The organism is Oceanobacillus kimchii X50 (assembly GCF_000340475.1).
GTDB classification, from domain to species: domain Bacteria; phylum Bacillota; class Bacilli; order Bacillales; family Amphibacillaceae; genus Oceanobacillus; species Oceanobacillus kimchii.
Genome location: NZ_CM001792.1, coordinates 2283686 through 2309524, shown reverse-complemented (window position 1 = coordinate 2309524; position 25839 = coordinate 2283686). Strand labels below are relative to the sequence as shown.

General features: G+C 34.5%; 29 protein-coding genes. 15 read left to right on the top strand and 14 right to left on the bottom strand.

Annotated features, from left to right (window positions below; all coding sequences use genetic code 11):
• Positions 1-79: 79 nt before the first annotated feature.
• Positions 80-529 carry a hypothetical protein gene (locus tag C794_RS12055; RefSeq protein WP_017797391.1) on the top strand — a complete coding sequence of 150 codons (450 nt, stop codon included), beginning with the start codon at positions 80-82 and terminating at the stop codon, positions 527-529.
• Positions 530-625: 96 nt separating this feature from the next.
• On the opposite strand, the gene C794_RS12050 is transcribed toward C794_RS12055, so the two are convergent.
• From C794_RS12050 to C794_RS12025, 6 genes are all read right to left on the bottom strand, one after another.
• Positions 626-1033: a thiol-disulfide oxidoreductase DCC family protein gene (locus C794_RS12050; RefSeq protein ID WP_017797390.1), complete on the bottom strand. Its 408-nt coding sequence runs from the start codon at positions 1031-1033 to the stop codon at positions 626-628.
• 93 nt (positions 1034-1126) lie between these two features.
• Positions 1127-1594, bottom strand: a complete 468-nt coding sequence (locus tag C794_RS12045) for a DinB family protein (protein WP_017797389.1) — start codon at positions 1592-1594, stop codon at positions 1127-1129.
• A 211-nt stretch (positions 1595-1805) separates the two neighbouring features.
• A complete protein-coding gene (locus tag C794_RS12040) occupies positions 1806-2111 on the bottom strand; it encodes a PTS sugar transporter subunit IIB (protein WP_017797388.1) in 306 nt (101 codons plus the stop codon).
• Position 2112: 1 nt separating this feature from the next.
• The gene (locus C794_RS12035) at positions 2113-2448 is read right to left on the bottom strand and encodes a PTS lactose/cellobiose transporter subunit IIA (RefSeq protein ID WP_017797387.1); all 336 of its coding nucleotides are present in this window, start codon (positions 2446-2448) and stop codon (positions 2113-2115) included.
• Positions 2448-3740 carry a PTS sugar transporter subunit IIC gene (locus tag C794_RS12030; RefSeq protein ID WP_017797386.1) on the bottom strand — a complete coding sequence of 431 codons (1293 nt, stop codon included), beginning with the start codon at positions 3738-3740 and terminating at the stop codon, positions 2448-2450. The genes C794_RS12035 and C794_RS12030 overlap by 1 nt, the downstream gene beginning before the upstream one ends.
• A gap of 12 nt (positions 3741-3752) precedes the next feature.
• Entirely contained in the window at positions 3753-5063 is a 1311-nt protein-coding gene (locus C794_RS12025) for a 6-phospho-beta-glucosidase (RefSeq protein WP_017797385.1), read from the bottom strand.
• Positions 5064-5247: 184 nt separating this feature from the next.
• Here C794_RS12025 and C794_RS12020 point away from each other — a divergent pair, with 184 nt between their 5' ends.
• Positions 5248-5976 carry a GntR family transcriptional regulator gene (locus tag C794_RS12020; protein ID WP_017797384.1) on the top strand — a complete coding sequence of 243 codons (729 nt, stop codon included), beginning with the start codon at positions 5248-5250 and terminating at the stop codon, positions 5974-5976.
• 17 nt (positions 5977-5993) lie between these two features.
• The gene (gene chbG, locus C794_RS12015; protein ID WP_017797383.1) at positions 5994-6692 is read left to right on the top strand and encodes a chitin disaccharide deacetylase; all 699 of its coding nucleotides are present in this window, start codon (positions 5994-5996) and stop codon (positions 6690-6692) included.
• Positions 6693-6940: 248 nt separating this feature from the next.
• On the opposite strand, the gene C794_RS12010 is transcribed toward chbG, so the two are convergent.
• Complete coding sequence (locus C794_RS12010) at positions 6941-7810, bottom strand: LysR family transcriptional regulator (RefSeq protein WP_017797382.1); 870 nt, start codon at positions 7808-7810, stop codon at positions 6941-6943.
• A 170-nt stretch (positions 7811-7980) separates the two neighbouring features.
• Between C794_RS12010 and mmgD the strand changes: the two genes are divergently transcribed.
• From mmgD to C794_RS11990, 4 genes are all read left to right on the top strand, one after another.
• On the top strand, positions 7981-9087 hold the full coding sequence (mmgD, locus tag C794_RS12005; protein WP_017797381.1) for a citrate synthase: 1107 nt from the start codon (positions 7981-7983) through the stop codon (positions 9085-9087).
• 25 nt (positions 9088-9112) lie between these two features.
• Positions 9113-10549, top strand: a complete 1437-nt coding sequence (locus C794_RS12000; protein WP_017797380.1) for a bifunctional 2-methylcitrate dehydratase/aconitate hydratase — start codon at positions 9113-9115, stop codon at positions 10547-10549.
• A 13-nt stretch (positions 10550-10562) separates the two neighbouring features.
• Positions 10563-11468: a methylisocitrate lyase gene (gene prpB, locus C794_RS11995; protein ID WP_017797379.1), complete on the top strand. Its 906-nt coding sequence runs from the start codon at positions 10563-10565 to the stop codon at positions 11466-11468.
• Between the two features lie 183 nt (positions 11469-11651).
• Positions 11652-11885 carry a hypothetical protein gene (locus tag C794_RS11990; RefSeq protein ID WP_017797378.1) on the top strand — a complete coding sequence of 78 codons (234 nt, stop codon included), beginning with the start codon at positions 11652-11654 and terminating at the stop codon, positions 11883-11885.
• A 216-nt stretch (positions 11886-12101) separates the two neighbouring features.
• Here C794_RS11990 and C794_RS11985 read toward each other — a convergent pair whose 3' ends face one another.
• Both C794_RS11985 and C794_RS11980 read right to left on the bottom strand, forming a co-directional pair.
• Positions 12102-12425, bottom strand: coding sequence for a YolD-like family protein (locus C794_RS11985; protein ID WP_017797377.1), 324 nt, complete (start codon positions 12423-12425; stop codon positions 12102-12104).
• Between the two features lies 1 nt (position 12426).
• Positions 12427-12648, bottom strand: a complete 222-nt coding sequence (locus C794_RS11980; RefSeq protein WP_017797376.1) for a hypothetical protein — start codon at positions 12646-12648, stop codon at positions 12427-12429.
• Between the two features lie 161 nt (positions 12649-12809).
• Between C794_RS11980 and trhA the strand changes: the two genes are divergently transcribed.
• The 7 genes from trhA (at position 12810) to C794_RS11945 (ending at position 20556) form a co-directional block, all read left to right on the top strand.
• Positions 12810-13451: a PAQR family membrane homeostasis protein TrhA gene (trhA, locus tag C794_RS11975; protein ID WP_017797375.1), complete on the top strand. Its 642-nt coding sequence runs from the start codon at positions 12810-12812 to the stop codon at positions 13449-13451.
• A gap of 210 nt (positions 13452-13661) precedes the next feature.
• Complete coding sequence (locus tag C794_RS11970) at positions 13662-14657, top strand: ABC transporter ATP-binding protein (RefSeq protein ID WP_017797374.1); 996 nt, start codon at positions 13662-13664, stop codon at positions 14655-14657.
• On the top strand, positions 14654-15655 hold the full coding sequence (locus tag C794_RS11965; RefSeq protein WP_017797373.1) for an ABC transporter ATP-binding protein: 1002 nt from the start codon (positions 14654-14656) through the stop codon (positions 15653-15655). The genes C794_RS11970 and C794_RS11965 overlap by 4 nt, the downstream gene beginning before the upstream one ends.
• Before the next feature lie 93 nt (positions 15656-15748).
• Positions 15749-17548, top strand: coding sequence for a peptide-binding protein (locus tag C794_RS11960; protein ID WP_017797372.1), 1800 nt, complete (start codon positions 15749-15751; stop codon positions 17546-17548).
• 247 nt (positions 17549-17795) lie between these two features.
• Complete coding sequence (locus C794_RS11955; RefSeq protein ID WP_017797371.1) at positions 17796-18764, top strand: ABC transporter permease; 969 nt, start codon at positions 17796-17798, stop codon at positions 18762-18764.
• Between the two features lie 11 nt (positions 18765-18775).
• Positions 18776-19699, top strand: coding sequence for an oligopeptide ABC transporter permease (gene opp4C, locus C794_RS11950; RefSeq protein WP_017797370.1), 924 nt, complete (start codon positions 18776-18778; stop codon positions 19697-19699).
• Positions 19700-19830: 131 nt separating this feature from the next.
• Positions 19831-20556 carry a YkgJ family cysteine cluster protein gene (locus C794_RS11945; protein ID WP_017797369.1) on the top strand — a complete coding sequence of 242 codons (726 nt, stop codon included), beginning with the start codon at positions 19831-19833 and terminating at the stop codon, positions 20554-20556.
• A 121-nt stretch (positions 20557-20677) separates the two neighbouring features.
• Here the strand turns inward: C794_RS11945 and C794_RS11940 are convergent, their stop codons facing one another.
• Complete coding sequence (locus C794_RS11940) at positions 20678-21406, bottom strand: processed acidic surface protein (RefSeq protein WP_017797368.1); 729 nt, start codon at positions 21404-21406, stop codon at positions 20678-20680.
• A gap of 202 nt (positions 21407-21608) precedes the next feature.
• On the opposite strand from C794_RS11940, the gene C794_RS11935 reads away from it, so the two are divergent.
• The gene (locus tag C794_RS11935; protein WP_017797367.1) at positions 21609-21842 is read left to right on the top strand and encodes a hypothetical protein; all 234 of its coding nucleotides are present in this window, start codon (positions 21609-21611) and stop codon (positions 21840-21842) included.
• 52 nt (positions 21843-21894) lie between these two features.
• Here C794_RS11935 and qoxD read toward each other — a convergent pair whose 3' ends face one another.
• Genes qoxD through qoxA form a run of 4 tightly spaced genes read right to left on the bottom strand, consistent with a single transcriptional unit; the run spans position 21895 to position 25657 of the window.
• A complete protein-coding gene (qoxD, locus tag C794_RS11930) occupies positions 21895-22179 on the bottom strand; it encodes a cytochrome aa3 quinol oxidase subunit IV (protein ID WP_017797366.1) in 285 nt (94 codons plus the stop codon).
• A 1-nt stretch (position 22180) separates the two neighbouring features.
• Positions 22181-22777, bottom strand: coding sequence for a cytochrome (ubi)quinol oxidase subunit III (locus C794_RS11925; RefSeq protein ID WP_017797365.1), 597 nt, complete (start codon positions 22775-22777; stop codon positions 22181-22183).
• Positions 22774-24726 (bottom strand): cytochrome aa3 quinol oxidase subunit I, encoded by a 1953-nt coding sequence (gene qoxB, locus C794_RS11920; RefSeq protein ID WP_017797364.1) that lies wholly within the window; start codon positions 24724-24726, stop codon positions 22774-22776. Before qoxB ends, C794_RS11925 begins: the two co-directional genes overlap by 4 nt.
• A 46-nt stretch (positions 24727-24772) precedes the next feature.
• Complete coding sequence (gene qoxA / locus C794_RS11915; RefSeq protein ID WP_017797363.1) at positions 24773-25657, bottom strand: cytochrome aa3 quinol oxidase subunit II; 885 nt, start codon at positions 25655-25657, stop codon at positions 24773-24775.
• Positions 25658-25839 lie beyond the last annotated feature (182 nt).

The following is a 25839-nucleotide window of genomic DNA, read 5'->3' as shown; positions in this document are numbered from 1 at the left end:
TTTCTATGACTTTTTTGCTTCTTTTTTATATAGTTTGCCGTCTATTAAAGTAAGTAGATGTCGTTAAAGGGGGAATGAAATGATGAATCAAGAAAGAAAAAGAATGTTTTATATTGATGCAACAGCATTACAAAACTATTTAGATATAGAAGTAATGACCAATACCGAATTTGACTTTAAGCGCGTGGATAGATTATATGGAGTAGACAATCACGAGCTGAATTATGATTGGATTGAAAAGTTAGGACTTGGAGTAGTAAGAACGAGTTATTTTAATGATTATTTTATTTATAATGCTACTTATGACAATTTGATCAATGAGTCAACTAGAATTGGTTTGTATTATCAGTTAACACATCCAGAATACGATGATAAAGAATTAGATCGTTGGATTTTTGGTGATAAAGATGGCATCAACTATCTTTTGGAGTTAGTTGGAGAGCATGGTTTATTAGTTGTAAGTAAGTTAAAAGAAATATACAGGCAAAAAAAAGGGAATGTCATCAAGTTTCCAATCCAAAAGAAATAAATTGGATCCTTATTTAGTGCGAGTATTACTGCCTGATGCGGAATAAAAATTTTTACAAAAAAAGGGTAACCTCTTCGAGTCAGAGGTCACCCTTTTTTATATATCTTCAACGGATTCGATAAATCTTTGTCTTTCTTCGGGAGTAGGGAGTTTACATTGTTGTTTTTTACCAAACCATTTAAATCGATTGTTGGCGAACCAATCATAAGCTTTGTTTCGAATAGAGTTTGGAACAATAGTTAATCCGTATAATAATTTCCATGGTAATGGTAATTTTCTACAAATATCTAGTACCGCATTAGACTTTATTTTCACATCGTTATTTTCTTTTACGAGTACCATACTGTCTGTATCATTAGGGATGTTATATTTTTCTCGTAAATATTTACCTGCTTCACTTTGTAGAGAGGCAAAGGAAAACATTCCTTCTTGATCTCGCTTTAGAATAAATTGAACACTTGAATCACAAACATTACATTCACCATCAAAAAGGATTATATGCAAAGTGAGCCTCCTAAAGTTTAATCTATTTCATCAATAAAGATGTTTTTATTTTACATTATACATATTCCCCTTTATACATTCGTTAAACAGTTTTTATTTTACAAGTCGATAAATACGCTTAATTGTCTCCATATGAAGAGCTTCGTGATAAAAACTGAATAACAATGTTTCGGAAAAAGTGTCAAATCGCATTTTTGAGCTATTGATAAAAGGAGTAGGCAAAGTCTCTTCTAGGTGATAAGGTGCATAGTTGTCGATTCTATCAATTTGAAGGGTTAGTTCTTTAACTATTTCATTAAAACTAGGTGGTGTTCCCTTCCATTCATTCGGACTAGTACCAGGTTTAAAATATTCGATAAAGGTTGTAGGGATCTCTAGCTTTTCATTCATTACTCCAAATATAAGCTTCTCTTGAACTACTATAATATGGCCAAAATTCCATCTAATATTATTTCGATATGTTTCTGGGATATGATCAGCTAATTCTTCAGGAATTTTTTCTAGAGAATTTAAAGTGATCCCGCGTACTTGTTTCATATGATTTGAAATGTGTTCATACAATTTGATCGCCTCCATTTATATAATATTCAATAATTTTATTATAAAACCCTTCATTTATAATAATAAATAAATAGTATTTCTATGAAAAGATATTTTGAAATATAGTATCTATCCTTATATAGTAAGAAAAGATTCCATCTATCAAAAGTGATAGGTGAAATCTTATTGGTTAAAACAGTTAATATTATTATACCTTGATCATGAGTCTAATTTAAGTGTTTTTTAGATTGATTGCTTGTTCTAATACTTTATCACCTTGAACCAAACCGTAAGCCATTTGGTCAATAACAGCAACTTTAACTCCTTTTGGTTCAACTAACTCACGAATCTTCTTTTCTAAATAACGAACTTGAGGACCAATTAATACAACATCTAGATCTGTTAAATGATTTTTTAATTGTGATTCAGGAATTGCGTCAATTTCCACTTCTAATTTATTTTCCTTTGCTGCGATTTCCATTTTTTTAACAAGCATGGATGTGGACATGCCAGCAGAACATACGAGACGAATCTTCATGTTATCTCTCCTCCAACTTTTTTATTTGTTTTTGCATTGCAATCATTTCGATTGCTAAATCTTTTACAGTTAAAGCATTCATTAAATGATCCTGTGCATGGATATGGATTATGGAGAATTCTGGAATGGTCCCATTTGCTTCATCTTGTAATAGAGATGTTTGTATATGATGAGCTTCTGTAAATTCTTTATCAGCAGTTTCTAGCTTTAATTCTGCTTCGTTAAATTCTCCGTTTCTAGCAAGCTGTAATGCTTCCATTGCTTCAGACCTAGCGTTTCCTGCATGTAATATAATTTGAAATGAAAGCACTTGTAATTCTTCCTGTTGTATGGTCATTATTTTTGACCTCCTATCTTTTCTCTCATCGAACGTACACCCGCCATAATAAATGGAATATATAATAGTACGGCTATGGTTAAGTTAAAGAGCTGTAAAATGATTCCACGTACATTTCCTCCAGTGACAAGGTATCCACTTAATATAGGGGGAGTTGTCCAAGGAAGTATAGCGACGGTTTTTGGTACAAGGCCTAATGACAAAGCAAAATAAGAGATTATTGTTAAGGTGACAGGTACAAGGATAAAAGGAATTAAAAAGATTGGGTTTAATACAATTGGTAACCCAAAAATTACTGGTTCGTTGATATTAAATAAACCGGCAGGTGCTGATAATTTTGCTACTTCTCGATATGGATGATTTTTTTCATGTCTGATAACAATAAATACAGCAATCAGCAAAGCAATTGTCGTTCCAGATCCACCCATAAAAACAAATGTATCTAAAAATGGTTTTGTTACTACATTTGGCACATCAAATGCGGACATACCTTTTTGGAATAAGTCTGCATTTCGTTCAATCAGAGGCAAATATACTGGTTCGATTACTGATCCGATAATGTTTGTACCATGTAGCCCAAAAAACCATAATAAATGATTTAAGAAGGCAACAATGATTGCTGCAGGTAATGTATTTCCGAGTCCTTGGAGGGGCTCTTGTATTACATTGAATATTACTTCAAATATACTAATTCCAGAGAATACACTAACGAAAGCATGGAATAGACCAACAAGAACAAGAATAATTATCGCTGGTATTAAAGCAGAAAATGATCTGGAAACTCCTTCAGGAACTCCTTCTGGCATTTTGATGGTAATATTCTTATTAATGAGAAATCTGAAAAACTCTGTTACTAGCATGGAGAGAATAATAGCAACAAATAGTCCTTGTGCTCCAAGCCAAGCAAAATTCAATCCACCATCAGCAGTCGTCGGGACAAGCATAATAAAAGCTGCAGCGGAAATTAAACCTGAAGATAAACCATCTATTTCGTAGGACTTAGCTAAATTATATGCGATAGAAAATGATATAAGTAGTCCTAATACAGCGAATGTACCATTCCATATACTTCCACCAACTACTTGCCATTTACCTTCACCAAAAATACTATTTAACATTTCAACTAGACTAAAATTCCCGAAATCTGGAAAGTTATTGATTAACACAGCTAATGACCCAATAATAATTAAAGGCATAATAGAAACGAAACCATCACGTATTGCAACTAAATGACGTTGTGACCCAATACGACCAGCGATTTCAATAAATTTCTGCATAAATTTGTTATTCATGCTTTGTTCCTCCTATAGTTTAAATTGTGGTAGAAAAGATTTGTGAGCTTCTAAAAGTTCATCAAGTAACACTTTTGCTTTCTTTTCGTCTTGAATTAATGGATTCATAACAAACGCATTGTAAGCATCCTCATATTTTCCCGATAATGCAGCTTGAATTGTGAGTTCTTCCATTGCTTTCATATTTTGGATCATGCCTTTTACAGGAGCTGGAATCTTTCCAATGGAAATTGGTTTTGGACCACCTTTTGTTATCACACAATTAGCTTCAATTACTGCATCATTCGGTAAATCAGTAATCGTACCATGATTATGTGTATTTACTGTCTGTATATCATTCTTATTATTGTATATGGAGTCCATTAAACTACATGCAACTTTGCTATAAAATGCTCCACCTCTTTTTTCAAGTTCTTTTGGTTTAATATTTAATTCCGGTTGTTGATATAAATCAAATAAGGATTCTTCTAATTGTTGTACTACCTCCGCTCGTGTACCATTTTCTTTATATGCATGCAAATCCTTTTGGAGTACTGTTTCTGTTTGGAAATAATATTGATGATATGGATTAGGTAATAGTTTTGTAGATTGAATGAATGTCCTTGACCAATTTAACGGCATTATATTTGCTGGTGTATAATTGGCTTCCCGGTTGATTAGTCGATCGAATACTTCTTCCGTAAGATTTTCTCCGTCTACAAGTATCTTCTTACCAAAAATAAAATGATTTAGTCCAATAAATTCAATTTGCACCTCTTCAGGTTTTGCATTTAATAGTTCGGCAGTGGAATGTTGTGTATTAAAAGGAATATTACAAACTCCTATAACTTTTTCATGTCGAGAATAATTTAGAAGTGCTTCTGTAACTATTCCTGCTGGATTTGTAAAGTTAATAATCCAAGCATCTGGGCATATTTCTTGTACATCTTTTGCGATTTCCATCAACACAGGTATTGTACGAAAAGCTTTCATTATGCCACCTGCACCATTTGTTTCCTGTCCAATAAAACCATGCTTTAGCGAAATACGTTCATCTATTGCACGTGCTTTAAGACCACCAACTCGAATTTGAGTAGCAATAAAATTTGCATTGACTAATGCTTCTTTACGATTCAATGTCCATGAAAGTTTAATATTCGCATTCGCTTGATGAATCATTCTTTTTCCAAGATAACCAATAGTTTCTAGTTTATGTTTCCCTGGTTCAATATCAACTAGAACAATTTCATTTACAGGAAAAGTATCCTGACGTTGAATAATTCCTTCAATAATCTCCGGAGTATAACTTGAACCACCACCGATAATAACGAGTTTTAATGCCATAATTTAATGCTCCTTCACTAAATGTAATCGCTTTTATTTAAAATGTTTAGATAACTCACCTAAAATGTATCATACAAATTTTGTATTGTCCATACAATTTTATTTAGTTGTTATAACATAAATTATTGTCAATCAGTTTCAAATCTTGTAAACTAAATAAAAACAGTGAAAAAGGAGTACGGTAATGGAGAAAAACCAATCTTTACACGCTTATATTAAGCAGGAGTTATTACAACGAATTAAGACAAATCAATACAAAAGTGGAGAAAAAATTCCACCAGAGCTAGATCTTTGCAAAGATTTTAATGTAAGCCGTACCACTGTTCGTACAGCATTAAACCAACTTACACTAGAAGGCTACCTAGTTAGACAACAAGGAAGTGGAACATTTGTAGCTGATGAAAAAGTGAAACAGACACTGACACAGACCGTCAAGCGTTATAGTGATCAGTTAGCAATTCAAGGGAAAGTATCAGAAATTGAAGTAATAGATATTTCTGTAATTGCAGCTGATGAAATGATTGTTTCATATCTAGATGTATATATGAAAGACCCTATACAGCGGATTGAACGTGTTCGTAAAGCAAATGGCCAGCCCACGCAGTATGAAATAGCGTTTATACCTTGGTCCATTGCACCAGGAATTACCAATACACATGTTGAAACTTCTTTATATAAGTCGTTAAACGACATGTTCAATGTATTCATTGCTAAAACTTATGAAAATATGGAAATAACCCTTGCAGATGATCAAATTTGTAAATATCTAGAATGTGAGCCAGGACTACCATGTTTTTACATAGAAACGATTGCAGAAGATCAACTGGGGAAAAAAATAGAATTTTCAAAGTCGTTTTTCCGAGGAGATAAGACTAACTTTACAATAGAACGAAAATATCCAGAATTAGAATAATTGATGGAGGGGTATCAATGAGGGTAGAGATTAATGCGGATGATTATGGACTAACGAGAGGTGTAACGGATGGAATTATAAAAGCCCATAGAGAAGGATGTGTTACATCAACGACACTCATGATGAATGGATTATCAGTAGAATACGCTGTTGAACAGGCAAAGAAAAATCACGAGTTAAAAGTAGGATTACATCTCGTTTTAACATGGGGGAAACCCATCTTAAATAATAACACTTCTTTGATACAATCAAATGGTAATTTTAAGTATACAAGTAGTTATCGAAATATGGCTCCTCCTTTACTAGAAGATGTTGAAAAGGAATGGCGAGCTCAATTAGAAGCATTTAGGAAAACGGGTTTAACACTTAATCATATAGATAGCCATCATCACATTCACGCTTGGCCACCATTAGTAGGTGTTATTTTAAAATTAGCTAAGGAATATGAAGTTCCTGTACGGTATGCGGATTCGTTGAAGGATTATCCGGATATATGTTGGACTGAAAAATTATGGACTGAATTTTATCAAGATGGTGTTACAGATAATCTGTTTGAACAATTAAAAAAAGAAAATGTTCTTTCTGTAGAAGTGATGACTCATCCTGGATTTGTAGATGAAGATTTAATAGAAAATAGTTCCTATTTGTATACCCGTGAAAAGGAAGTCGAACTTCTTTGTGAAATGAGAGTTCCAGAATGGGTACAGTTAAAGTGAAATTTTATCTTAGAAGACAATTTTAAAGGCAATATATTTTATTTATTAGTTATAATAACCAGGTTGAGACTAGAGTAGTAAAGATAAGTTCAGATTAATACAATTGGGAAATATACTTTACTTTCATGGTTAGCATATTACAGCTCACCGCTGTCTCACCCTCGGCCTTCTTGCCCTAGAAATTTTAAAAATCTCCTTCACGATAATTAATCTCATTTGACTTTTTGGTAGTTTTATTTTTTCTTAGGTTATAATGCTTTAACATCAATGGTTTGAATGAAATCTACAAATGCACGAACAACATTCATTTGCAATGCATCTTCGGGGTAATACATCCAAGTCTGCCTTTTAATGAGTTCCCTATCTTCATTTATGATTGGTTTAACAATTAATTCTGGGTTATTTCTAACTACTAAATTAGCAACCACTGCATAGCCTAAACCATGTACAACCATTTCTTTACAAGTTTCCACTTGATTAACATGGATAGTAATATTGGGGCTTTGAGTATAATGGTGATGCCACCAATTATCAACCATCAGTCGCATATGATCGTCCGTATAATAATCAATCCTTGGAAGCTCAGGAAGTTGTTCCCAAGAAAACTCCCAAGGTGATGCGATGCAAATTTCTTCTTCATACAATAATTGTTTTCTCTCTTTCCATGGATAATTTCCTTTTATAAAACTAATATGTACATCATGATTTAATAACAATCGATGCATTTCGCTACTCCATCCAGTTACTACTTGGCACTCAACATCAGGATATTCTTGTTTAAATAATTGAAGCAGTTTGGGCATTTTATTAGATGCAAAAAAGTTTGAAACTCCTACACGTAATGTTCCTGTAACTTGATTTTTCATATTGTCTAGTGTTTCTTCAATCTTTCTCTGCTCCTTTAACATTTGCTGAGCATGATGTGCCAATTGCTCACCTTCAGGAGTAAAAGCAATTCCCCTACGTTTTCTCATAATAATTTGTATACCATAATAGGTTTCTAATTTTTTCATTCGTGAAGTCAGGGTGGGTTGTGTTAAAAATAATTGATGGGCAGCCTGTGTAATATTCTCTGTCTCATATAAAGTGGATAACATTTCCCAATCCTGTAAATGCATTGATAATCCTCCTATAACATGTGATATAGATTTTTTTTATGTTTATTTATTAATATTATATATTTTTCTAATTTTCAATTCAATATTATAATTAAGGTATATAAGGTTGAAGGATGTTTTTTTCGATCGTTTGACTACGCTTTCAAAATTTAAAATGAGGAGGAATAAAATTGAAGACAGAAGAAAAATTTATTCCAGGTTTGGATGGTGTGATTGCTTCGGAAACAGCGATTTCTTTTTTAGACGTTGATAAGGAAAAAATTATCATCAATGGGCATGACCTTATCGAATTATCATTAAAACAGGATTATATAGATATTCTTCATTTGCTTTTGGAAGGGGGTCTACCTAAAAGAGCAGAAAAAACAAATACAGAGAAATTGTTGAAAGATCATTATGAAGTTCCTCAATCAGTATTGGAGATCTTAAAACTATTACCAAAGGGAACACATCCAATGGATGGAATGCGGACAGCTTTATCTGTGCTTGCAGGATACGATAAGAATATCGAGGATCGTTCAGCTAGTACAAATAAGGATCGTGCTTATCGGTTACTTGGACAATTGCCAACAATAACAGTAAATAGTTATCGAATTATAAATAATCAAGAAGTGATGCAACCAGCGATAGAACTATCATATAGTGCAAACTTTTTATACATGATTACAGGAAAAGAACCGTCAGATTTAGAAGTGGAAATTTTTGACCGTTTGCTACTGCTATATAGTGAACATGAAATGCCGAATTCTACCTTTACTGCTAGAGTAATATCTTCGACTAATTCTGATATGTATGGTGCATTAACTGGAGCTATCTCCTCGTTAAAAGGTAATCTACATGGTGGTGCAAATGAAGCAGTTATGTACATGCTTAATGAAGTGGAAACGGTGAATGAATTTGAACATTTATTATATAAAAAGTTAGAAAATAAAGAAAAAATTATGGGGTTTGGGCATCGTGTTTATATGAAAAAAATGGATCCTCGTGCACTTATCACCAAAGAAGCACTAAAGAAACTTTGTGAGAAAGATAATGACTATACGTTACTAGAGATGTGTGAAGCTGGAGAGAAAATAATGAAAAAAGAAAAAGGATTATATCCTAATTTAGATTATTACGCAGCTCCTGTTTATTGGAAATTAGGTATACCAATTTCACTCTATACACCAATCTTTTTTAGTGCACGTACAGCTGGACTCGCAGCTCATATCGTTGAGCAACACTCAAACAATCGTATATTCCGTCCAAGAGTAAAATATATCGGAAAAGATTATTAAAGGAAAAAGAGAGGGGATTTATTATATGACACAAGTAAAAACGATTAACCAAACAGATAAAATTATAGAAGAAATAGCTGATTATGTACTTCATACAGAAATTACGAGTGAAGAAGCTTATAGAACTGCACACCAAGTACTAATTGATACATTGGGTTGTGGGATTTTAGCGTTGAATTATCCAGAATGTACAAAATTATTAGGTCCGATTGTGCCAGGTACAGTTGTACCTAATGGTAGCAGAGTACCGGGTACTTCCTATGTGTTGGATCCAGTGCAAGGTGCCTTTAACATTGGTGCAATGATTCGCTGGTTAGATTACAATGACACTTGGCTTGCAGCTGAATGGGGACATCCCTCAGATAATTTAGGTGGAATCTTAGCTGTTGCTGATTATGTAAGTCAAGAAAGATTAAAAAAAGGTGAAGAGCCAATTAAAGTAAAAGAAATACTTGAAATGATGATTAAAGCACATGAAATTCAGGGTGTATTAGCTCTAGAGAATAGTTTGAATCGAGTTGGATTAGACCACGTTTTATATGTGAAAATTGCTACTACTGCAGTTGTGACAAAAATGCTAGGTGGAACGAAAGAAGAGATACAAAATGCATTATCTAATGCTTGGATTGATAATTCAAGTTTACGTACGTATCGTCATTTTCCAAACACAGGTTCAAGAAAATCCTGGGCTGCTGGAGATGCGACAAGTAGAGCAGTTCGATTAGCTTTAATGGCAATAAAAGGAGAAATGGGATATGCTACAGCTCTTACCGCAAAAGGTTGGGGATTCCAAGATGTTCTTTTTAAAGGAAAGGAGTTAAAGCTAAGTCGTTCTTTAGGAAGTTATGTTATGGAAAATGTCTTATTTAAAGTATCATATCCTGCAGAATTTCATGCGCAAACAGCAGCTGAGGCAGCAGTTCAATTACATCCAGAAATAATTGGGCGTCTTGATGAAATTAAAGAAATAACGATTACAACCCATGAATCTGCTATTAGAATAATTGATAAGACAGGACCGTTACACAATCCAGCTGATCGAGATCATTGCTTACAGTATATTGCTGCTATTGGGCTTTTGAAAGGAAATATCACTGCAGAAGATTATGAAGATAATGTGGCAGCTGATCCTCGTATTGATGAATTACGTGAAAAAATGGTAACCGTGGAGAAAGAATCCTATACAACGGATTATTTAGATCCGGAGAAGCGTTCGATTGCTAATGCAATACAAGTACACTTTGTAGATGGAACTTCGACAGATGTTATTGATTGTGAATATCCATTAGGGCATCGTTTCCGCCGTGATGAAGCAGTTCCTAAGATTTTGGAGAAGTATGCGTATAATTTATCTACACAATATACGGATAAACAGAGTGAACGTATACAAAAATTTACTAATAATTTTGATGAGGTGCAACAAATGAATACGACGGATTTTATTGATTTATTTGTAAATTAAGGAGGACTTATAAATGGCTTGGATAGTAGACCAACCTATATCACAACAAGAATTAGCAAGTCAGTTCAGATCCCAAGTAAGCGAGAAAGGTATTTTACAAATTCCTGGTGCACATGACGCGATGGCTGGATTGGTTGCCAAAGAAGCCGGATTTCAATCTCTTTATCTTTCAGGAGCGGCTTATACAGCTAGTCGTGGCTTGCCGGACTTAGGTATTATTACTTCAACAGAGATAGCTGATAGAGCAAGAGACATTGTACGTGCTACTAATTTACCTATTCTTGTTGATATAGATACAGGTTTTGGTGGTGTATTGAATGTTGTCAGAACGTCCCGTGAAATGGTAGAGGCAAATGTGGCTGCAGTACAGCTAGAGGATCAGAAATTGCCTAAAAAGTGTGGCCATTTAAATGGAAAACAGTTAGTAAGTACAGAAGAAATGGTTCAAAAAATTACAGCAATTAAAGAAGTGGCTCCAACTCTTGTGATTGTTGCTAGAACTGACGCCCGTGCAGTTGAAGGTTTAGAGAATGCTATTTCAAGAGCGCAAGCTTATGTAGAAGCAGGAGCGGATATTATATTTCCAGAGGCATTACAAAATGAAGAAGAATTTCGCCTTGCTTCAGAAAAGATAGATGCACCATTACTTGCTAACATGACGGAATTTGGGAAGACTCCTTATCTAACTGCAGAGGAATTTGAACAAATGGGCTTTGATATTGTCATATATCCCGTTACATCTTTACGAGTTGCAGCAAAAGCCTATGAAAAAATCTTTTCAATAATTCGTAAAGAGGGAAGTCAAAAGAATGGTTTGTCAGATATGCAAACAAGGAAAGAATTATACCAGACAATTTCCTATGAAGAGTTTGAAGATTTAGATGAAAGTATTGCTAAAACGGTTTTAGAAGATAAATAATAGTGTTTGTCATATGCACCTTGGAGTTTGGATCTTTGGGGTGCATATTTCTTTTTTTACATGTCATATTAATTACTTACTTTTTTTAGACTTATCACATGGTACTTCCACTATTGCACGCTAGTATAGAATTATTCAATATATACATTCTAATTAAGTAAAAGGTATAAGGTGGTGGAAACCATGTATGTTATTAGTCTAATGGGAGTTAGTAAGGTTATTGAAGCTCCTGTTCATCAAATAAAAAAATGGATTCAACTATTTGGTTCCTATATTCCGATGACGTTTATGGACCAAATCCTTTATTTTGAGATAGAAGCCGTTCATATATTGTCGTTTATAAAAGAAAAAATAGAAGAAGAATATGACTGGACTGAAATTGAAAGCTTACTAGAGCATACGGTTTTTGGTGAGTGAGAGGTTGGGACAAAAATATTCACGCAAAAGATAAATCCGAATGAATGGATTTAAAAAAACTCGCTTCAGAAATATATTCCGTTTTCTTTGGGTGGCTGGTGAGCCTCCGAAAGGGTCTCTCCGAGCCTTGCTCCCATAAGAGTATCCGAATATTCTAAGACTTATTCTAGCTATCATTCGTTTTTTGACCAATCCTTTTTGTTATGTCCCTATCTCTCATTCAGATTCTATATTCAAAAGGTTATTTACAGGTAGTTCTATGGTACCGTTACCTATATTTAGTTGGAGATATTCCTTTGTTACTTTTATATTTGATGTTTGACATGTAATGGTTTGTATTTCTCCATCATTATAGTAAGTAATTATGATATTGGAATTATTGATCGTAGCATACTGTAATTGCTGTTCCATATAATCAAATTGCTGATTATCGATAACAGGTTTAGAAATCTTTTGAGCTTCTTTTTTCTTCTTTCTAAGATATTCAACATGTTCTGGCAGCATCATAGCTGTCCATTTTATACTTCCGCGATCATTCATGTCATGCACCGTATCTCACTCGCCCAGATGATTTTCCGACAGACAATATCTGGTCAAGATGAAATAATCTGATTTCTTTTCGAAAATAACAAAATGCAAGTATCGAATCAGATTTTATCGTTACTACTTGAACAGTTCGTTGTGTTATGTTATCTTGCTGATCAATATATACCATTATTACTTTTTCTTTTTGTTGTACAGAATGAAGAAGTAATGGGTACATCGAACGATCCCTCCTTTTACAAAATAGGAACAAATGTTCTGTATTTAAAGTATATCATGATTAGAAAAAAATATACATACGATTTTATTCGCTTTTTCGTTTTTGAACATGTAATATTTTAAAGTAGATGAATTTATTGTGTGGAAAGAAGGATGGTTGAATTGGCAAATACACATATTTTTACAAAAGGAGAAGAAATTGCGAACGCAATAACTCATGGTGTGGCAGCTTTATTAAGTGTAGCAGGGTTAGTTGTGTTGATTGTTTCATCAGTAATAAATGGGACAGTGTTACATGTTGTTACATTTACTATATTTGGTGCGACCATGGTAATCTTATATACTTCTTCAACATTTGTACATGCTTTACCAAAAGGAAAGGCAAAAGATATATTTGAGATACTTGATCATTCTTCCATCTATTTATTTATAGCTGGTACTTACACCCCTTTTACACTATTAGTTATTCAAGGCGCGATGGGGTGGAGTATCTTTGGTATTGTATGGGGAATCGCTTTAGTGGGTATTGTATTTAAAGTATATTTTGTAAAACGATTTCTGTTTACCTCTACGTTATTATATATAGCGATGGGCTGGTTAATTGTAATAGGATGGTCGCAAATAACAAATAACATAGAAAGTAGCGGGGTATATCTGCTCATTGCAGGTGGATTATGCTATACGTTAGGAACGGTTTTTTATATGTGGAGAGGATTTAAATTTCATCATATGATTTGGCACTTATTTGTTATTGCGGGTACACTTTTTCATTACTTTTGCGTACTATTCTTTTTACTTCCTTAAATTGAAATATAATATATTACTCGAATGTACTTCTTTTAAGAAGAAGTACATTTTTTATTTGACTATGTCGAATTTTGTTATATTTAATAAAATTCAGTATATTACGTTGACAGTTTACGAGTTATAGTATAATATGAATTCAAATTTATTAACTAGATATATATCCCTAGCTAAAAATATTCAAAAAAGGTTTGGGAATGGAGTGTGCGAATGAAAAAGGAATCAGTACTTGATGTTGCAAATTTAAAAACATATTTTTATTTAGAGAAAGAAAAAGTTGCAAAAGCAGTGGATGGAGTTTCGTTCCACGTATCCCCCGGTGAGACAGTGGCCATCGTAGGAGAATCGGGAAGTGGAAAAAGTATTACTGCATTATCAATAATGCAACTAATTAATAAGCCTGGGGAAATTATTGATGGAACTGTTAAATTACATAATGAAGAAATTCAAAATCTTACCTCTAAGCAAATAACGAAAATTAGAGGAAATGATATAGGTATGATTTTTCAAGAACCGATGACTTCTTTAAACCCAGTATACACAATTGGAAATCAAATTATCGAAATGTTGAGAAAACATAAAAAAATAAATAAACAAGAAGCAAGAATAAAAGCAATTCATTTATTAAAACTTGTAGGAATTCCGCGTGCAGAGCAAGTAATAGATGAATATCCACATCAATTGTCTGGTGGTATGCGTCAACGAGTTATGATTGCAATGGCGATATCCTGTGACCCTAAACTATTAATTGCTGATGAACCTACTACCGCCCTTGATGTAACCATACAGGCACAAATTTTAGATTTATTACAAGAGATGAAAGAAAAATTTCATATGGCAGTGCTATTAATTACACACGATATAGGTGTAGTATCAGAATATGCTGACCGAATTATCGTAATGTACGGAGGCCAAATTGTAGAAGAAGGAACAGTTTCAGAGTTACTACATCATACCAAACATCCCTATACGAAAGGGTTATTAGAAAGTTTGCCAGATATAAATCAAGATATCGAACGATTAGGGACGATAAAAGGCTCAGTACCACCTGCATATGATTTTCCGATTGGTTGTCGCTTTTCAACCAGATGTCCATACGTCATGGAAGAATGTAAACAAGCTATTCCAAAATTGACAAAGATGGAAGAAAATAATAACCACGCAGTACGTTGTTATCTCTATCAAGAAGAGGTGGTGAAGAAATGAAGCTGGCCGAATCAAATGTTTTAGTAGATGTGAAGGAAGTGAAGAAATATTTTCCTATAAAAGGTGGAGTTTTAAAACGAACTATTGGACATTTAAAAGCAGTTGATGATGTGTCATTTTCTATTTATGAAGGAGAGACGCTTGGAATTGTAGGAGAATCTGGTTCTGGTAAGTCGACGCTAGGACGGGTAATGCTACGTCTTCTAGATCCAACGGAAGGCAAAATCGAGTTTAATGGGATAGATATATCTCATTTAAGTAGAAGAAAATTAAGGGTTCATAGAAAAGATATGCAAATGGTATTTCAAGATCCATTTGCATCGTTAAATTCTAAAATGAGTATTTCAGAATTGATAGAAGAACCTTTAATTGTACAAACTAATTTGTCCAAAGAAGAGAGAATGAAAAAAGTAATCGACATTATTGAAAAAGTAGGACTTCGAGCAGAAGACCGCTTAAAATATCCTCATGAATTTTCTGGTGGACAAAGACAACGTATAAGTATTGCTCGAGCATTAATTACAAATCCGAAATTTGTGATTTGTGACGAGCCAGTTTCAGCATTAGATGTATCTATCCAAGCTCAGGTTCTTAATTTAATGAAAGATTTACAAGATGACTTAGGATTAACCTATTTATTTATTGCACATGATCTTAGTGTAGTAAAACATATTAGTGATCGAGTCGCAGTAATGTATTTAGGAAGAATTGTTGAAATTGCGGATAAGCATTCGCTATATAAAAACGCAATGCATCCATATACACAAGCTTTACTTTCTTCTATTCCTGTCGTTAAAGCAAATGATGAGGTAGCAACACTAGCAACACCAAAAGAGAGAATTAGATTAACTGGAGATTTACCGTCTCCAGCAGATCCTCCGAGCGGTTGTACATTCCGTACACGTTGTCCTTTTGCTTTTGAACAGTGTGGATTGGAAAAACCACCATTAATAGAAAAGGAAGAAGGTCATTACGTTGCCTGCCATTTGCATTCTTGAAAGAAGGTGGAGTACATAATTAGGAGGTGATGTCTCTGTTATCAAATGGTTAAGTTAGTAAATCTATTAAAGATACTTAAAGGGGGAAAATTAATGGGAAAATGGAAAAGAATACTGATGCTTGCTGTACTATTTCTATTTGTTTCTATATTTGCAGTAGCTTGCTCAGGTAATGATGAAGGTGAAGGTGATACTGAGGAACCTGCTTCTGCAGAAGAAGATACTGATGATGGAGGAGAAGAGGCTACTGGTGAACCGCAATCAGGCGGAACAATTACAGGTGCAATGGATACTGCACCAGCTGGGGTTTTTAATCCGATCTTCTATGAAGAAGCATATGAGGCAAATATCTTGGACTTTACGCATGAAGGTTTATTGAGTCAAGATAAAGAATTAGTGTTTGGACCTAACTTAGCTAAAGATTGGGAAATTAATGATGATAACACAGAAATCACGCTAAACTTAGAAGAAGGCGTTAAGTGGCATGATGGTGAAGAATTCACAGCAGATGATGTTGTCTTTACGTACAAATCGATTGCATCTCCTGGATATATCGAAGCAGGTGGTGTACGTACTGAATATGTAGAGAAACTAGTAGGCTATGAAGCATTTAATAGTGGAGAGACAGATGAATTTGAGGGTGTTGTTGCAGAAGATGATTACACGGTTACCTTTAAATTCGAAGAACCAAATGTAACTATTTTGAAGGATGTAGCATTTTCAATTATACCAGAACATATTTTTGCAGATGTACCAATTGAGGAAATGCCTTCTCATCCAGCCACTTTAAATGCTGGTGAAGTAATCGGAACTGGTCCATTTAAATTTACTGAAATGCTTGAACGAGAACAATATATCCTAGAAAAGCATGCCGATTATTGGGAGGGTGAACCATACCTAGATCAAATTGTATGGAGAATCGTAGATCAGTCGGTTATGCTTGGACTTTTAGAGAATGGAGAAATTGATTTTATCTCTGATCCAAATGGTGTTCCTGCAGCTGATTTTGAAGATGTAGATGGGATGGAACATGTAGAAGTTATTGAACAGACTGATTTTGGTTATCAATTAATGGGCTTTAAAATGAATCATAGAACAGACGCAGATGTTGAAAGTGGAACGATCGATCCAGCTAATTGGAAAGTAAATGAAGATGTGGGAGAAAAACTTGTTCGTCAAGCAATGGCATATGCAATTGATCGTCAAGCTATTGTTGATAATTTACTGCATGGGCATGGATCTGTTATTAACGCCCCAATTGCACAACAATTTTGGGCATATGATGAGGAGGCAACTACAGCATATGAATATAATCCAGAAAAAGCAGCAGAATTGCTTGATGAAGCTGGATACGTTGATACCAATGATGATGGATTCCGAGAGACTCCGGATGGAGAAGAATGGATTGTTAACATTAATTATCCGACCGGAAATGCGCTTCGTGAACAATCCGCTCCAATATTAGCGCAATTCTTAGAGGAGGCTGGAATTAAAATCGATCTACGTCAACCGAAGGAAATGACTGCATATGTAGAAGAATTAACGAATGATAATACGGATTGGGATATATATTTACTAGGTTGGAGTTTAGGAAGTGGGGACCCAGATCCATCTGGATTATGGAGAAGTGTAGACCCTTATAACTATGGTCGTTGGAATAATGAAGAATCGGATCAATTGATTGCTGATGCATTAACACCACCTGATGCTTTTGAACAAAGCTTTCGTGAGGAAAAGTACAGTGAATGGCAAGGTTTATTTTCAGATGAACTTCCAGCGCTATTACTTTACGCGCAAAATAAAATTTACGGCCATAATAAACGCCTAAATGGAATAGATCCAATGCCATATGGATTTATAAATGATCCACACCTATGGTGGGTTTCTGAGTAATAGTATATGTATAGGAGCGTGCGTTTGTGGCCGTATGCTCCTTTCTATTTTGCTCTTAAGGAACTAGAAGATTCGAGTTGAGTGATAGCGAGATATTCCAATTCAACATTTGCTCTTTTCTGTCGTTTCTTTATTTGCACTGTGTAGAGGTGGTAGAAAAATCGAATCCCATTACTAAAGAGCATAGTTCATACCAACAAGGACTTACATATATGTTCCTAGGAAAAAACATTAAGGTGGGAATGACATGACGAAATATATTATACGAAGAGTATTAGTATTTTTCCCGATGCTTTTAGCTCTAACTATTATTGTTTTTACGCTTGCTCAATTAGCTCCTGGAGACGCACTGACTGGACAGCAACTTGCAGATCCAAGAGTAGATCCTGAAGTGTACGAAAAGCAGAGAGAAGCACTCGGCTTAAATGACCCTATACCGGTTCGTTATGGTAGATGGATATCAGGTGTAGCTCAGGGAGATTTTGGTAACTCACTTGTGTTTAACGGTCGTTCTGTAATGGAATTAATTCAGGATAGGATAATGAATACAGTATACTTAGGTGTGTTTGCATTATTAATTACATTAGTTGTATCTATACCGATAGGCATTTATTCTGCTAGAAAACCATATTCATTGGTAGATTATGCTGCTACAGGGTTTGGATTTTTAGGACTAGCCATACCGAACTTCTTTTTTGGTTTAATGGCAATCTACTTTTTATCTATTAACTTAGGATGGTTCCCTGCTCAAGGGACACTATCATCTCCAGGAGCATCAGGATTCAGTGGTTTCGTTGATCGAATTCATCATATGATTCTTCCGGGAATAACACTAGGATTAGCTGGTACAGCAACATACATGAGATATATGCGATCTGAGGTACTGGGCGTTTTAGGTAGTGATTATATTCGCACTGCACGAGCAAAAGGAATGTCAGAGAGAAATGTTCTTTATAAACATACCCTACGAAATGCATTATTACCGATTGTGACTTTAATGGGATTTGAAATTGGAATTTTGCTTGGTGGTGCAGTAATTACGGAACAAGTCTTTCAATACCCAGGACTAGGAACTCTATTTCTTAGCTCTGTTACCAATCGTGATTATCCGGTTGTAATGGCAATTGCAATGATTTTGGGTGTTCTCGTCTTAGTTGGAAATTTAGTTGCTGATATCTTGTATAGTGTTATTGATCCTAGAATTCGTTATGATTGAGGTGAGTGAAAATGCAATCCATGCCGCAAGAACCAGTGCCTAATATTCCTGAAGAAGGTATATTATCCAAAAACCAAAAAAGTAAAAGTCCTTTTCAAATAGGATTAAGTAGATTTTTTAAAAACAAACTCGCTGTAATTAGTCTAATTATATTACTATTAATTATTTTAATCTGTATATTTGCTCCATTATTTACGGATCTTGATCCGGAAAAAACGAATCTTTTAAAAATCGAGCAAGGTCCGAGTGAAGAACATATTTTAGGAACGAATGGAGTTGGACAAGATAATTTTTCTCGTCTGTTATACGGAGGACGAATCTCTTTAGTCGTTGGGTTTAGTGCAATGTTCTTTACATTAGTAATTGGTGTTGTATTAGGTTCGCTAGCTGGTTACTATGGTGGTAAAGTCGATAGTGTTATTATGCGTGGAGCAGATATTATGTTAATGTTGCCATTTCTAGTATTAGTACTTACGATAATGGCGGTAATTGATAATGTAACAATTGGTTTATTTGTTACAACAATTGCTTTAACGTCATGGCCAAGTTTAACAAGGATTATTCGGGGGTCATATTTATCTTTACGTGAACAAGAATTTGTATTGAGTGCACATGCTATTGGAGCAAATGATTTTCGAATCATTTTTAAACATTTTATTCCGAATGCAATAGGACCAATTGTCGTAAATGCCACGCTTATGATGGCATCTTACATTATCATAGAATCCGGACTAAGTTTTATAGGGTTTGGAATCCCGCAACCAACACCAACCTGGGGGAATATGATATCCGAAGCGCAAAATATTAGGATTTTACGTAACCATCCGGAAGCTTGGATACCACCAGGACTTGCGATTTTTATTACCGTACTAACTATTAATTTTATTGGAGACGGTTTAAGAGATGCTTTTGATCCAAAAAGTAATCAACGTTAATACGTATACCGCAAGAAATCGATACCATGTACATTGATTTCTTGCGGTATTGTTTTGTTCATAAATTGATTTACTTTTTTTAGGTAATACGTAACAATAGAATGGAGACAGATATAAGGAGATAGAATGAAATGCTAAAAGATTTGAGTTATGATGAAGTAAGGAAAAAATGTGATGAAATAAGTGAAACTTATCAGATAAATGAAGAATTATTTTATGGTGTGATTGAAGATTGGGATGGAACTGAGAAGACAATAAATGATAAGTTACAAGGGGTATTCCAGAGTTTATTAAAAGTTGTATCAAATGAAATTACTACAATGGAAGACAAAGTGTCTTTGGAAGCGACATGCCAAATGGGATGTGCTTTCTGTTGTTATTTTCCAATTATTATAACGAAATTAGAATCAAAATTACTGCAGATGACTATCAATAATTTTGATTCTGAACGGAAAGAAAAGCTATATAATCACATTGAACAATACTTTATTAAATATAAGCATATACTTGAGCAGGTTCCTGATAATACGGATGAGGAAATTGGTGAGGTGAAGGAAGCTTATAAAAAATTACAACTTCCTTGTGTACTGCTGGATACGGAAACAAACCAATGTATGGCATACGAAGTACGTCCAATTCCGTGTAGAACATATATGAGTTATTCTGACCCACTATTATGTAAAGAAAATCTACTTCCAAAAGAAACCGTTAGTTTTGAATTTCTTTATGAACCATATATATCAGCATTAAATGAATTTCTTCAGTGGGCATACGAGGATGGGAATACAGGTAAGATAACATACCCAAATGATTTATATGAGACGGATTACTTGTTTAATTGGATGAGTAAATCATAAATTTAATAAAAACGGGTTAGACAAATAAAAAGATTAGTTCAAAATTGGTGCTTTTGATTAATGCTTTATTGTCTAACCTCTCTTTTGTGAGTGTAAACGTAAATACCTAGTTCATCTTATACTAAAAAAAGATTGCTTGGAATGCAATTGGAGTAAGACCGATAAATACGTTAAGATGCGGATCTGTAGTAGGGAATATACTCTCCGTATCCCATATACTCATATTCATTCCACTACCGAAATCTCCAGAAAAATCATCTGTTAAATCAGAAGTAACATCTTGACCACCCATATAAGCGTCAACTGCTAATTCGAGATCCCAAATAGTCTCGTAGTTTTCGATAGAATCGCCCATACTCTTCAAGTACTCTTCTAATTCTTCAGATGAACTGAAATCATAAAACTCTAGTAGACCTTGAATATTTTCTTCAGTAATTTCCTCGTCCCAATCCGGTATTTCATCAGAATTCTCTACTCCTTGATCTAAAGCAAATGCTACATCTTCAATGAATAAAAACCAAGTTGAATCAAACACATCTTCATCTTCAAATAGTTGTCCTGTCTCTCTTAATTTTTCATTTAACTCTTCATGAGTAATATCATAGGTGTTATAAATTTCTTCTAACGTTTTTTCAGTTACGGGAATACCTAAGTAGTCGTTGTTAGGAAAATCATCAATGGAATAAAACTTACTATCTAAGTACTCAATATAATCTTCCTTATCCCAATCAATTTCTACGAGAAATGCTTCGAATTCTGGATCATCTGCTTCAATTGCAAATGCAACCGTTGGAATAATAGTGAAACTAAGAATCATAATAAATAGTGCAGTGAATAATTTGTTACGCATATGAAACCTCCTATAAGAATTAAAATACAAATTTAGTATAAATTGTTAATACAAAAATTGCTACGAATAACCTGCGAAATGCAGATAAATAAACCAAAAGTCCTGATGTCAAGTTTAAATATATTAGTTCATAAAATTGTAACTTACTTATTGACAACTTTTTGAACATGCAGCATAATGTAAACAAAGGGGATGAAGTTTCATGGATATCAATCAAAAATTACTGAAATATGTATCAATTATTTGTGGGACGCTAATTACAATAGGATCTCTACTATTTATTTATGGATATTTTGTAAGCGATTTAACCGCGGTGACTGCTATTGGTATAGGGTTGGTAATGGGCGCAACTTTCATCTTTATTATGGGTGTTTTCTTAGTAGCAACAGAGGAATCTTTTGTTAGCGAGAAAGAACAACGAACAAATTTATATTAAAGATAGGCATATAAAAAAGCCAAAGGCAAAAGTGCCTTTGGCTTTTTCGAATCTACATATATCCCCAAACCATTGCGAGTAATGATCCGAATACGGTGAGCAATGCAATCAATGCACCGTAATAAATACTTGTATATATTGTACCTTTATCTTCACTTTCTCCTGCGTGCATAAATACAATCAGTTGTACTCCAGCTTGAATGAATGCTGTAACAATAAGAATTGTTAAGCCCATTGCAAAGGACATGTCTAAAAAGTAGACGCTCAGCGCAATCACTGTGAGGAGCAGGGAAAAGATAAATCCGTTAACCTGCTTCATAGGGAATAATTCTTTCATGTTACATCATTCCTTTCAAGTACACAAAGCTAAAGATGAAGATCCACATTACATCAAGGAAATGCCAATATAATGAGAATATAAATGATTTATTCGCTGTTTGAGCAGTTAAGCCGTGCTTTACTAATTGAATAATAATCATTATTCCCCAGAATAGACCAAATGTAACGTGCGCTCCGTGTGTTGCTAGGGTAGTAAATAATGTTGCAGTGAAACCACTTGTTTGTAGTGTTGCGTTTAAGTGATAGAAATGAATAAACTCATAAATTTCAACACTGACAAACGCTGCACCAAGTGCAAGTGTAACAATCAGAAAACCGATCATTGCTTTAGTACGTTGGATTCGCATTGCATGTATTGCTAAACCAATTGTAAAACTACTCGTTAATAAGATCATTGTATTAATGATGACAGGTCCAATTTCGAAGATTTCTGCTGCGCCTGGACCGGAACCGACACGACCTTCATAAATAAAGTAGCTTGTAAACAGTGTAGCAAATAACATGATCTCTGCACCTAAGAATATCCAAAAACCAAGGATATTCATCTTATTTTGTTCGGTACTGTACTCAAGAGGTTGATTAGAATCTATTTTCATTTCTTGTCACCTCCAAATTTCTTTTCAGTCTCAATAATTTCTTCTTTATGGATATGGTGACCATCATCTTTTTCAAATGTACGGTATAGTAGACAGCCTAGTATTCCTATTGCTCCTACAATAACTCCGGCCCACACATGGAATACAAAGAAGAAACCAAAGATAAAGAAGAAACCTGCTAATATAATGGACCAACCACTGTTATTTGGCATATGGATGTCACTAATTGGTTCTTTAAACAACTGATATCCGTTTTTCTTGTAATCCCAAAATGCTTCTTCTGAATCTACAGTTGGTGTAACAGCAAAATTATACTCTGGAACTGGATTATGCGTAGCCCATTCTAAAGAGCGAGCGTTCCATGGATCATCTCCAACATTTCTTGGTGCATGACGGAAACTATAGTAAATATTGAATACCAGAAGGATAAATCCTAGGGTTAATAATGCTACTCCACCAAACGATAGTAAGTTTAATGGACCGAAACCAGAAGCTTCCGAATAAGTGTACATACGTCTTGCTTGCCCGTCTAATCCTGTGATGTACATTGGGAAAAAGGATAGACAGAAACCGATAACGATATTCCAGAATGCCCATTTACCAATTCTTTCGTTTAGTAAGAAACCAAACATTTTTGGCCAGTAATAAATTAATCCTGCAATCATCGCAAATACTACACCAGGAATAATTACATTATGGAAGTGAGCAACTAAGAACATCGTATTGTGATATTGATAATCAGCACTTGCGATCGAGAGCATTACACCAGTTACTCCACCAATCGTGAATAAAGGAATAAATGCGATGGAATAAAGCATTGGTGTGGTAAATCGAATTTTACCTTTCCACATGGTCAGTAGCCAGTTAAATATCTTAATTCCGGTTGGAACTGCTATCGCCATCGTTGTAATGGAGAAGATACTATTTGTAAGTGCACCTTGACCCATTGTAAAGAAATGGTGAACCCAAACAACAAAGGATAATAGTGAGATAATAACCATGGAAGCTACCATCGATTTATAACCATATAAGTTTCTTTGAGAGAATGTCGAGATAATCTGACTGTAAATACCAAATGCCGGTAATATCAAAATATATACTTCTGGGTGTCCCCATATCCAGAATAGGTTTGCCCACATCATATCCATACCGCCATCAGATGTTGTAAAGAAATTCGTAAAGAACTGACGGTCAAGAGTACCCATTAATAGGGCAATTGTTAAAACAGGGAATGCAAATACAATAATTATATTTGTAATTAATGCAGACCAAGTGAACATTGGCATTTTCATCAATTTCATACCTGGTGCACGCATTTTTATAATCGTGACTACAAAGTTAATACCAGTCATCAGTGTACCGATACCAGATATCTGTAATGCCCAGTTGTAGTAGTTAACACCAACATGTTCACTAAACTCTGGTCCTGCTAGTGGATAATAATTTGTCCATCCAGCATCAGGTGATCCTCCGACTACGAAGGAAATATTGAATAACATTGCACCAGCAAAGTATAGCCAGAAACTTAGTGCGTTTAAGCGAGGGAATGCAACATCTCGCGCACCAATTTGCAATGGAATAACATAGTTCATTAAACCAATAATAAATGCCATGGCCATGAAGAAAATCATAACCACACCATGGGTAGTAAATATTTCATTATAGTGTTGTGCATCTAAGAAACTGTTATCAGGAACTGAAGTTTGTAGACGCATCATAACTCCATCAGCACCACCACGGAAAAGCATTAGAAGTGCTGAAATTATATACATAATTCCTATACGTTTATGGTCAACGGTAGTCAACCATTCGTTCCAAAGATATCCCCATTTCTTGAAGTAGGTAATACCTACAACAACTGCTATAGAAACAAGTGCAATGGCAACCAGGGATGCATAAAGCATCGGATCGTCATGCGGAGGAATGGCAAATCTTTCTAATATATTCATATTTATGAATCTCCTTTCGATGCTCTTGTTGCATGAATCTTATAAATTAGTGATGATGGTGTCCTTCGTCATTAGAATCGGATGGTCCGTGATTATGTGGACTGTTCTCACCTTCAGGAGCAGGTTTAAATTCTTGATGTGTTCCTGTGAATGTCATTTGACCGAGATGACCTGGTTCTAATATTTCTTCAAATTTTTCTTCAGTAAGAGGATCTGCTGTAGCATGAATTTCCTCTACCCAAGTGTCGAATTCGTCATGAGGCATAACTGTTACATTAAACATATTTTCCGCAAAACCTTCACCATTAAAGTTAGAGTTTCTTCCTACAAAATCGCCTGAATGATCAGCGACTACATTCAATGTATTTACCATGTCAGCCATCGCATATTTTTGTCCAGCTAGTTGAGGAACCCAGAAACTAGAGATTGTACTATGAGAATATAATCTAAATTCTACATTTCTATCCTGTGGTATAAATACATAGTTTACAGTTTCAATGTCTTGTTCTGGATAACTAAAATGCCATTTCCAGTTTGAAGATGAAGCATAAATAACTAAAGGTTCGTCATCTTTATACCCTTCTGGTACAGACTCTACTTGATACGTAGATATTACAGAAACAACTGCTAAGAATGCTACTATTAATACTGGAACACCAACAATAATTCCTTCTACAACAGGACTTCCTTCTATGTGTGGTGGCTCATAATCGTCACTTTGTTTTGAAGCTCTATACTTAAACAAAACAATTGCTAGCATTACCATCACAACAATTACAATTAATGCCATCGTTATAATTGAAATCCATATAACATTTGCGGTCGTTGCTGCTTGTGGCCCCTTAGGATCAAGTACGAGTAATGGTTCACAACCTGCTAAAAATAAGGCTGTTGCTGTTAATAACATTATATAGGCCCACTTTTTATTCATGTAGATACCCCTTTCATCGGTATGTTTATGGATAGTATTCTAAATCCTATCAAGTTAACATGTCAGTGACAATATTAATACTCGTAAACTAAAATAACAAGAGTTTGAGAAATGCTTCACAAAATGTTCATTAATATGTGGATTTTGTATGGTAACTAAAAAAAATGTAACAGAACACTTGA

What these genes read in the sequence shown, in the direction of transcription:
- C794_RS12010 (WP_017797382.1), bottom strand. Translation starts at nt 7,810, where the DNA reads ATGCATTTACAGGATTGGGAAATGTTATCCACTTTATATGAGACAGAG.
- C794_RS11940 (WP_017797368.1), bottom strand. Translation starts at nt 21,406, where the DNA reads ATGCGTAACAAATTATTCACTGCACTATTTATTATGATTCTTAGTTTC.
- C794_RS11925 (WP_017797365.1), bottom strand. Translation starts at nt 22,777, where the DNA reads ATGAAAATAGATTCTAATCAACCTCTTGAGTACAGTACCGAACAAAAT.
- C794_RS11990 (WP_017797378.1), top strand. Translation starts at nt 11,652, where the DNA reads ATGTATGTTATTAGTCTAATGGGAGTTAGTAAGGTTATTGAAGCTCCT.
- qoxB (WP_017797364.1), bottom strand. Translation starts at nt 24,726, where the DNA reads ATGAATATATTAGAAAGATTTGCCATTCCTCCGCATGACGATCCGATG.
- C794_RS11955 (WP_017797371.1), top strand. Translation starts at nt 17,796, where the DNA reads ATGACGAAATATATTATACGAAGAGTATTAGTATTTTTCCCGATGCTT.
- qoxA (WP_017797363.1), bottom strand. Translation starts at nt 25,657, where the DNA reads ATGAATAAAAAGTGGGCCTATATAATGTTATTAACAGCAACAGCCTTA.
- C794_RS11960 (WP_017797372.1), top strand. Translation starts at nt 15,749, where the DNA reads ATGGGAAAATGGAAAAGAATACTGATGCTTGCTGTACTATTTCTATTT.
- C794_RS12000 (WP_017797380.1), top strand. Translation starts at nt 9,113, where the DNA reads ATGACACAAGTAAAAACGATTAACCAAACAGATAAAATTATAGAAGAA.
- C794_RS12025 (WP_017797385.1), bottom strand. Translation starts at nt 5,063, where the DNA reads ATGGCATTAAAACTCGTTATTATCGGTGGTGGTTCAAGTTATACTCCG.
- opp4C (WP_017797370.1), top strand. Translation starts at nt 18,776, where the DNA reads ATGCAATCCATGCCGCAAGAACCAGTGCCTAATATTCCTGAAGAAGGT.
- C794_RS12020 (WP_017797384.1), top strand. Translation starts at nt 5,248, where the DNA reads ATGGAGAAAAACCAATCTTTACACGCTTATATTAAGCAGGAGTTATTA.
- C794_RS12040 (WP_017797388.1), bottom strand. Translation starts at nt 2,111, where the DNA reads ATGAAGATTCGTCTCGTATGTTCTGCTGGCATGTCCACATCCATGCTT.
- C794_RS11965 (WP_017797373.1), top strand. Translation starts at nt 14,654, where the DNA reads ATGAAGCTGGCCGAATCAAATGTTTTAGTAGATGTGAAGGAAGTGAAG.
- qoxD (WP_017797366.1), bottom strand. Translation starts at nt 22,179, where the DNA reads ATGAAAGAATTATTCCCTATGAAGCAGGTTAACGGATTTATCTTTTCC.
- C794_RS12035 (WP_017797387.1), bottom strand. Translation starts at nt 2,448, where the DNA reads ATGACCATACAACAGGAAGAATTACAAGTGCTTTCATTTCAAATTATA.
- C794_RS11980 (WP_017797376.1), bottom strand. Translation starts at nt 12,648, where the DNA reads ATGTACCCATTACTTCTTCATTCTGTACAACAAAAAGAAAAAGTAATA.
- chbG (WP_017797383.1), top strand. Translation starts at nt 5,994, where the DNA reads ATGAGGGTAGAGATTAATGCGGATGATTATGGACTAACGAGAGGTGTA.
- C794_RS11935 (WP_017797367.1), top strand. Translation starts at nt 21,609, where the DNA reads ATGGATATCAATCAAAAATTACTGAAATATGTATCAATTATTTGTGGG.
- prpB (WP_017797379.1), top strand. Translation starts at nt 10,563, where the DNA reads ATGGCTTGGATAGTAGACCAACCTATATCACAACAAGAATTAGCAAGT.
- C794_RS12030 (WP_017797386.1), bottom strand. Translation starts at nt 3,740, where the DNA reads ATGAATAACAAATTTATGCAGAAATTTATTGAAATCGCTGGTCGTATT.
- C794_RS11970 (WP_017797374.1), top strand. Translation starts at nt 13,662, where the DNA reads ATGAAAAAGGAATCAGTACTTGATGTTGCAAATTTAAAAACATATTTT.
- C794_RS12055 (WP_017797391.1), top strand. Translation starts at nt 80, where the DNA reads ATGATGAATCAAGAAAGAAAAAGAATGTTTTATATTGATGCAACAGCA.
- C794_RS11945 (WP_017797369.1), top strand. Translation starts at nt 19,831, where the DNA reads ATGCTAAAAGATTTGAGTTATGATGAAGTAAGGAAAAAATGTGATGAA.
- C794_RS11985 (WP_017797377.1), bottom strand. Translation starts at nt 12,425, where the DNA reads ATGAATGATCGCGGAAGTATAAAATGGACAGCTATGATGCTGCCAGAA.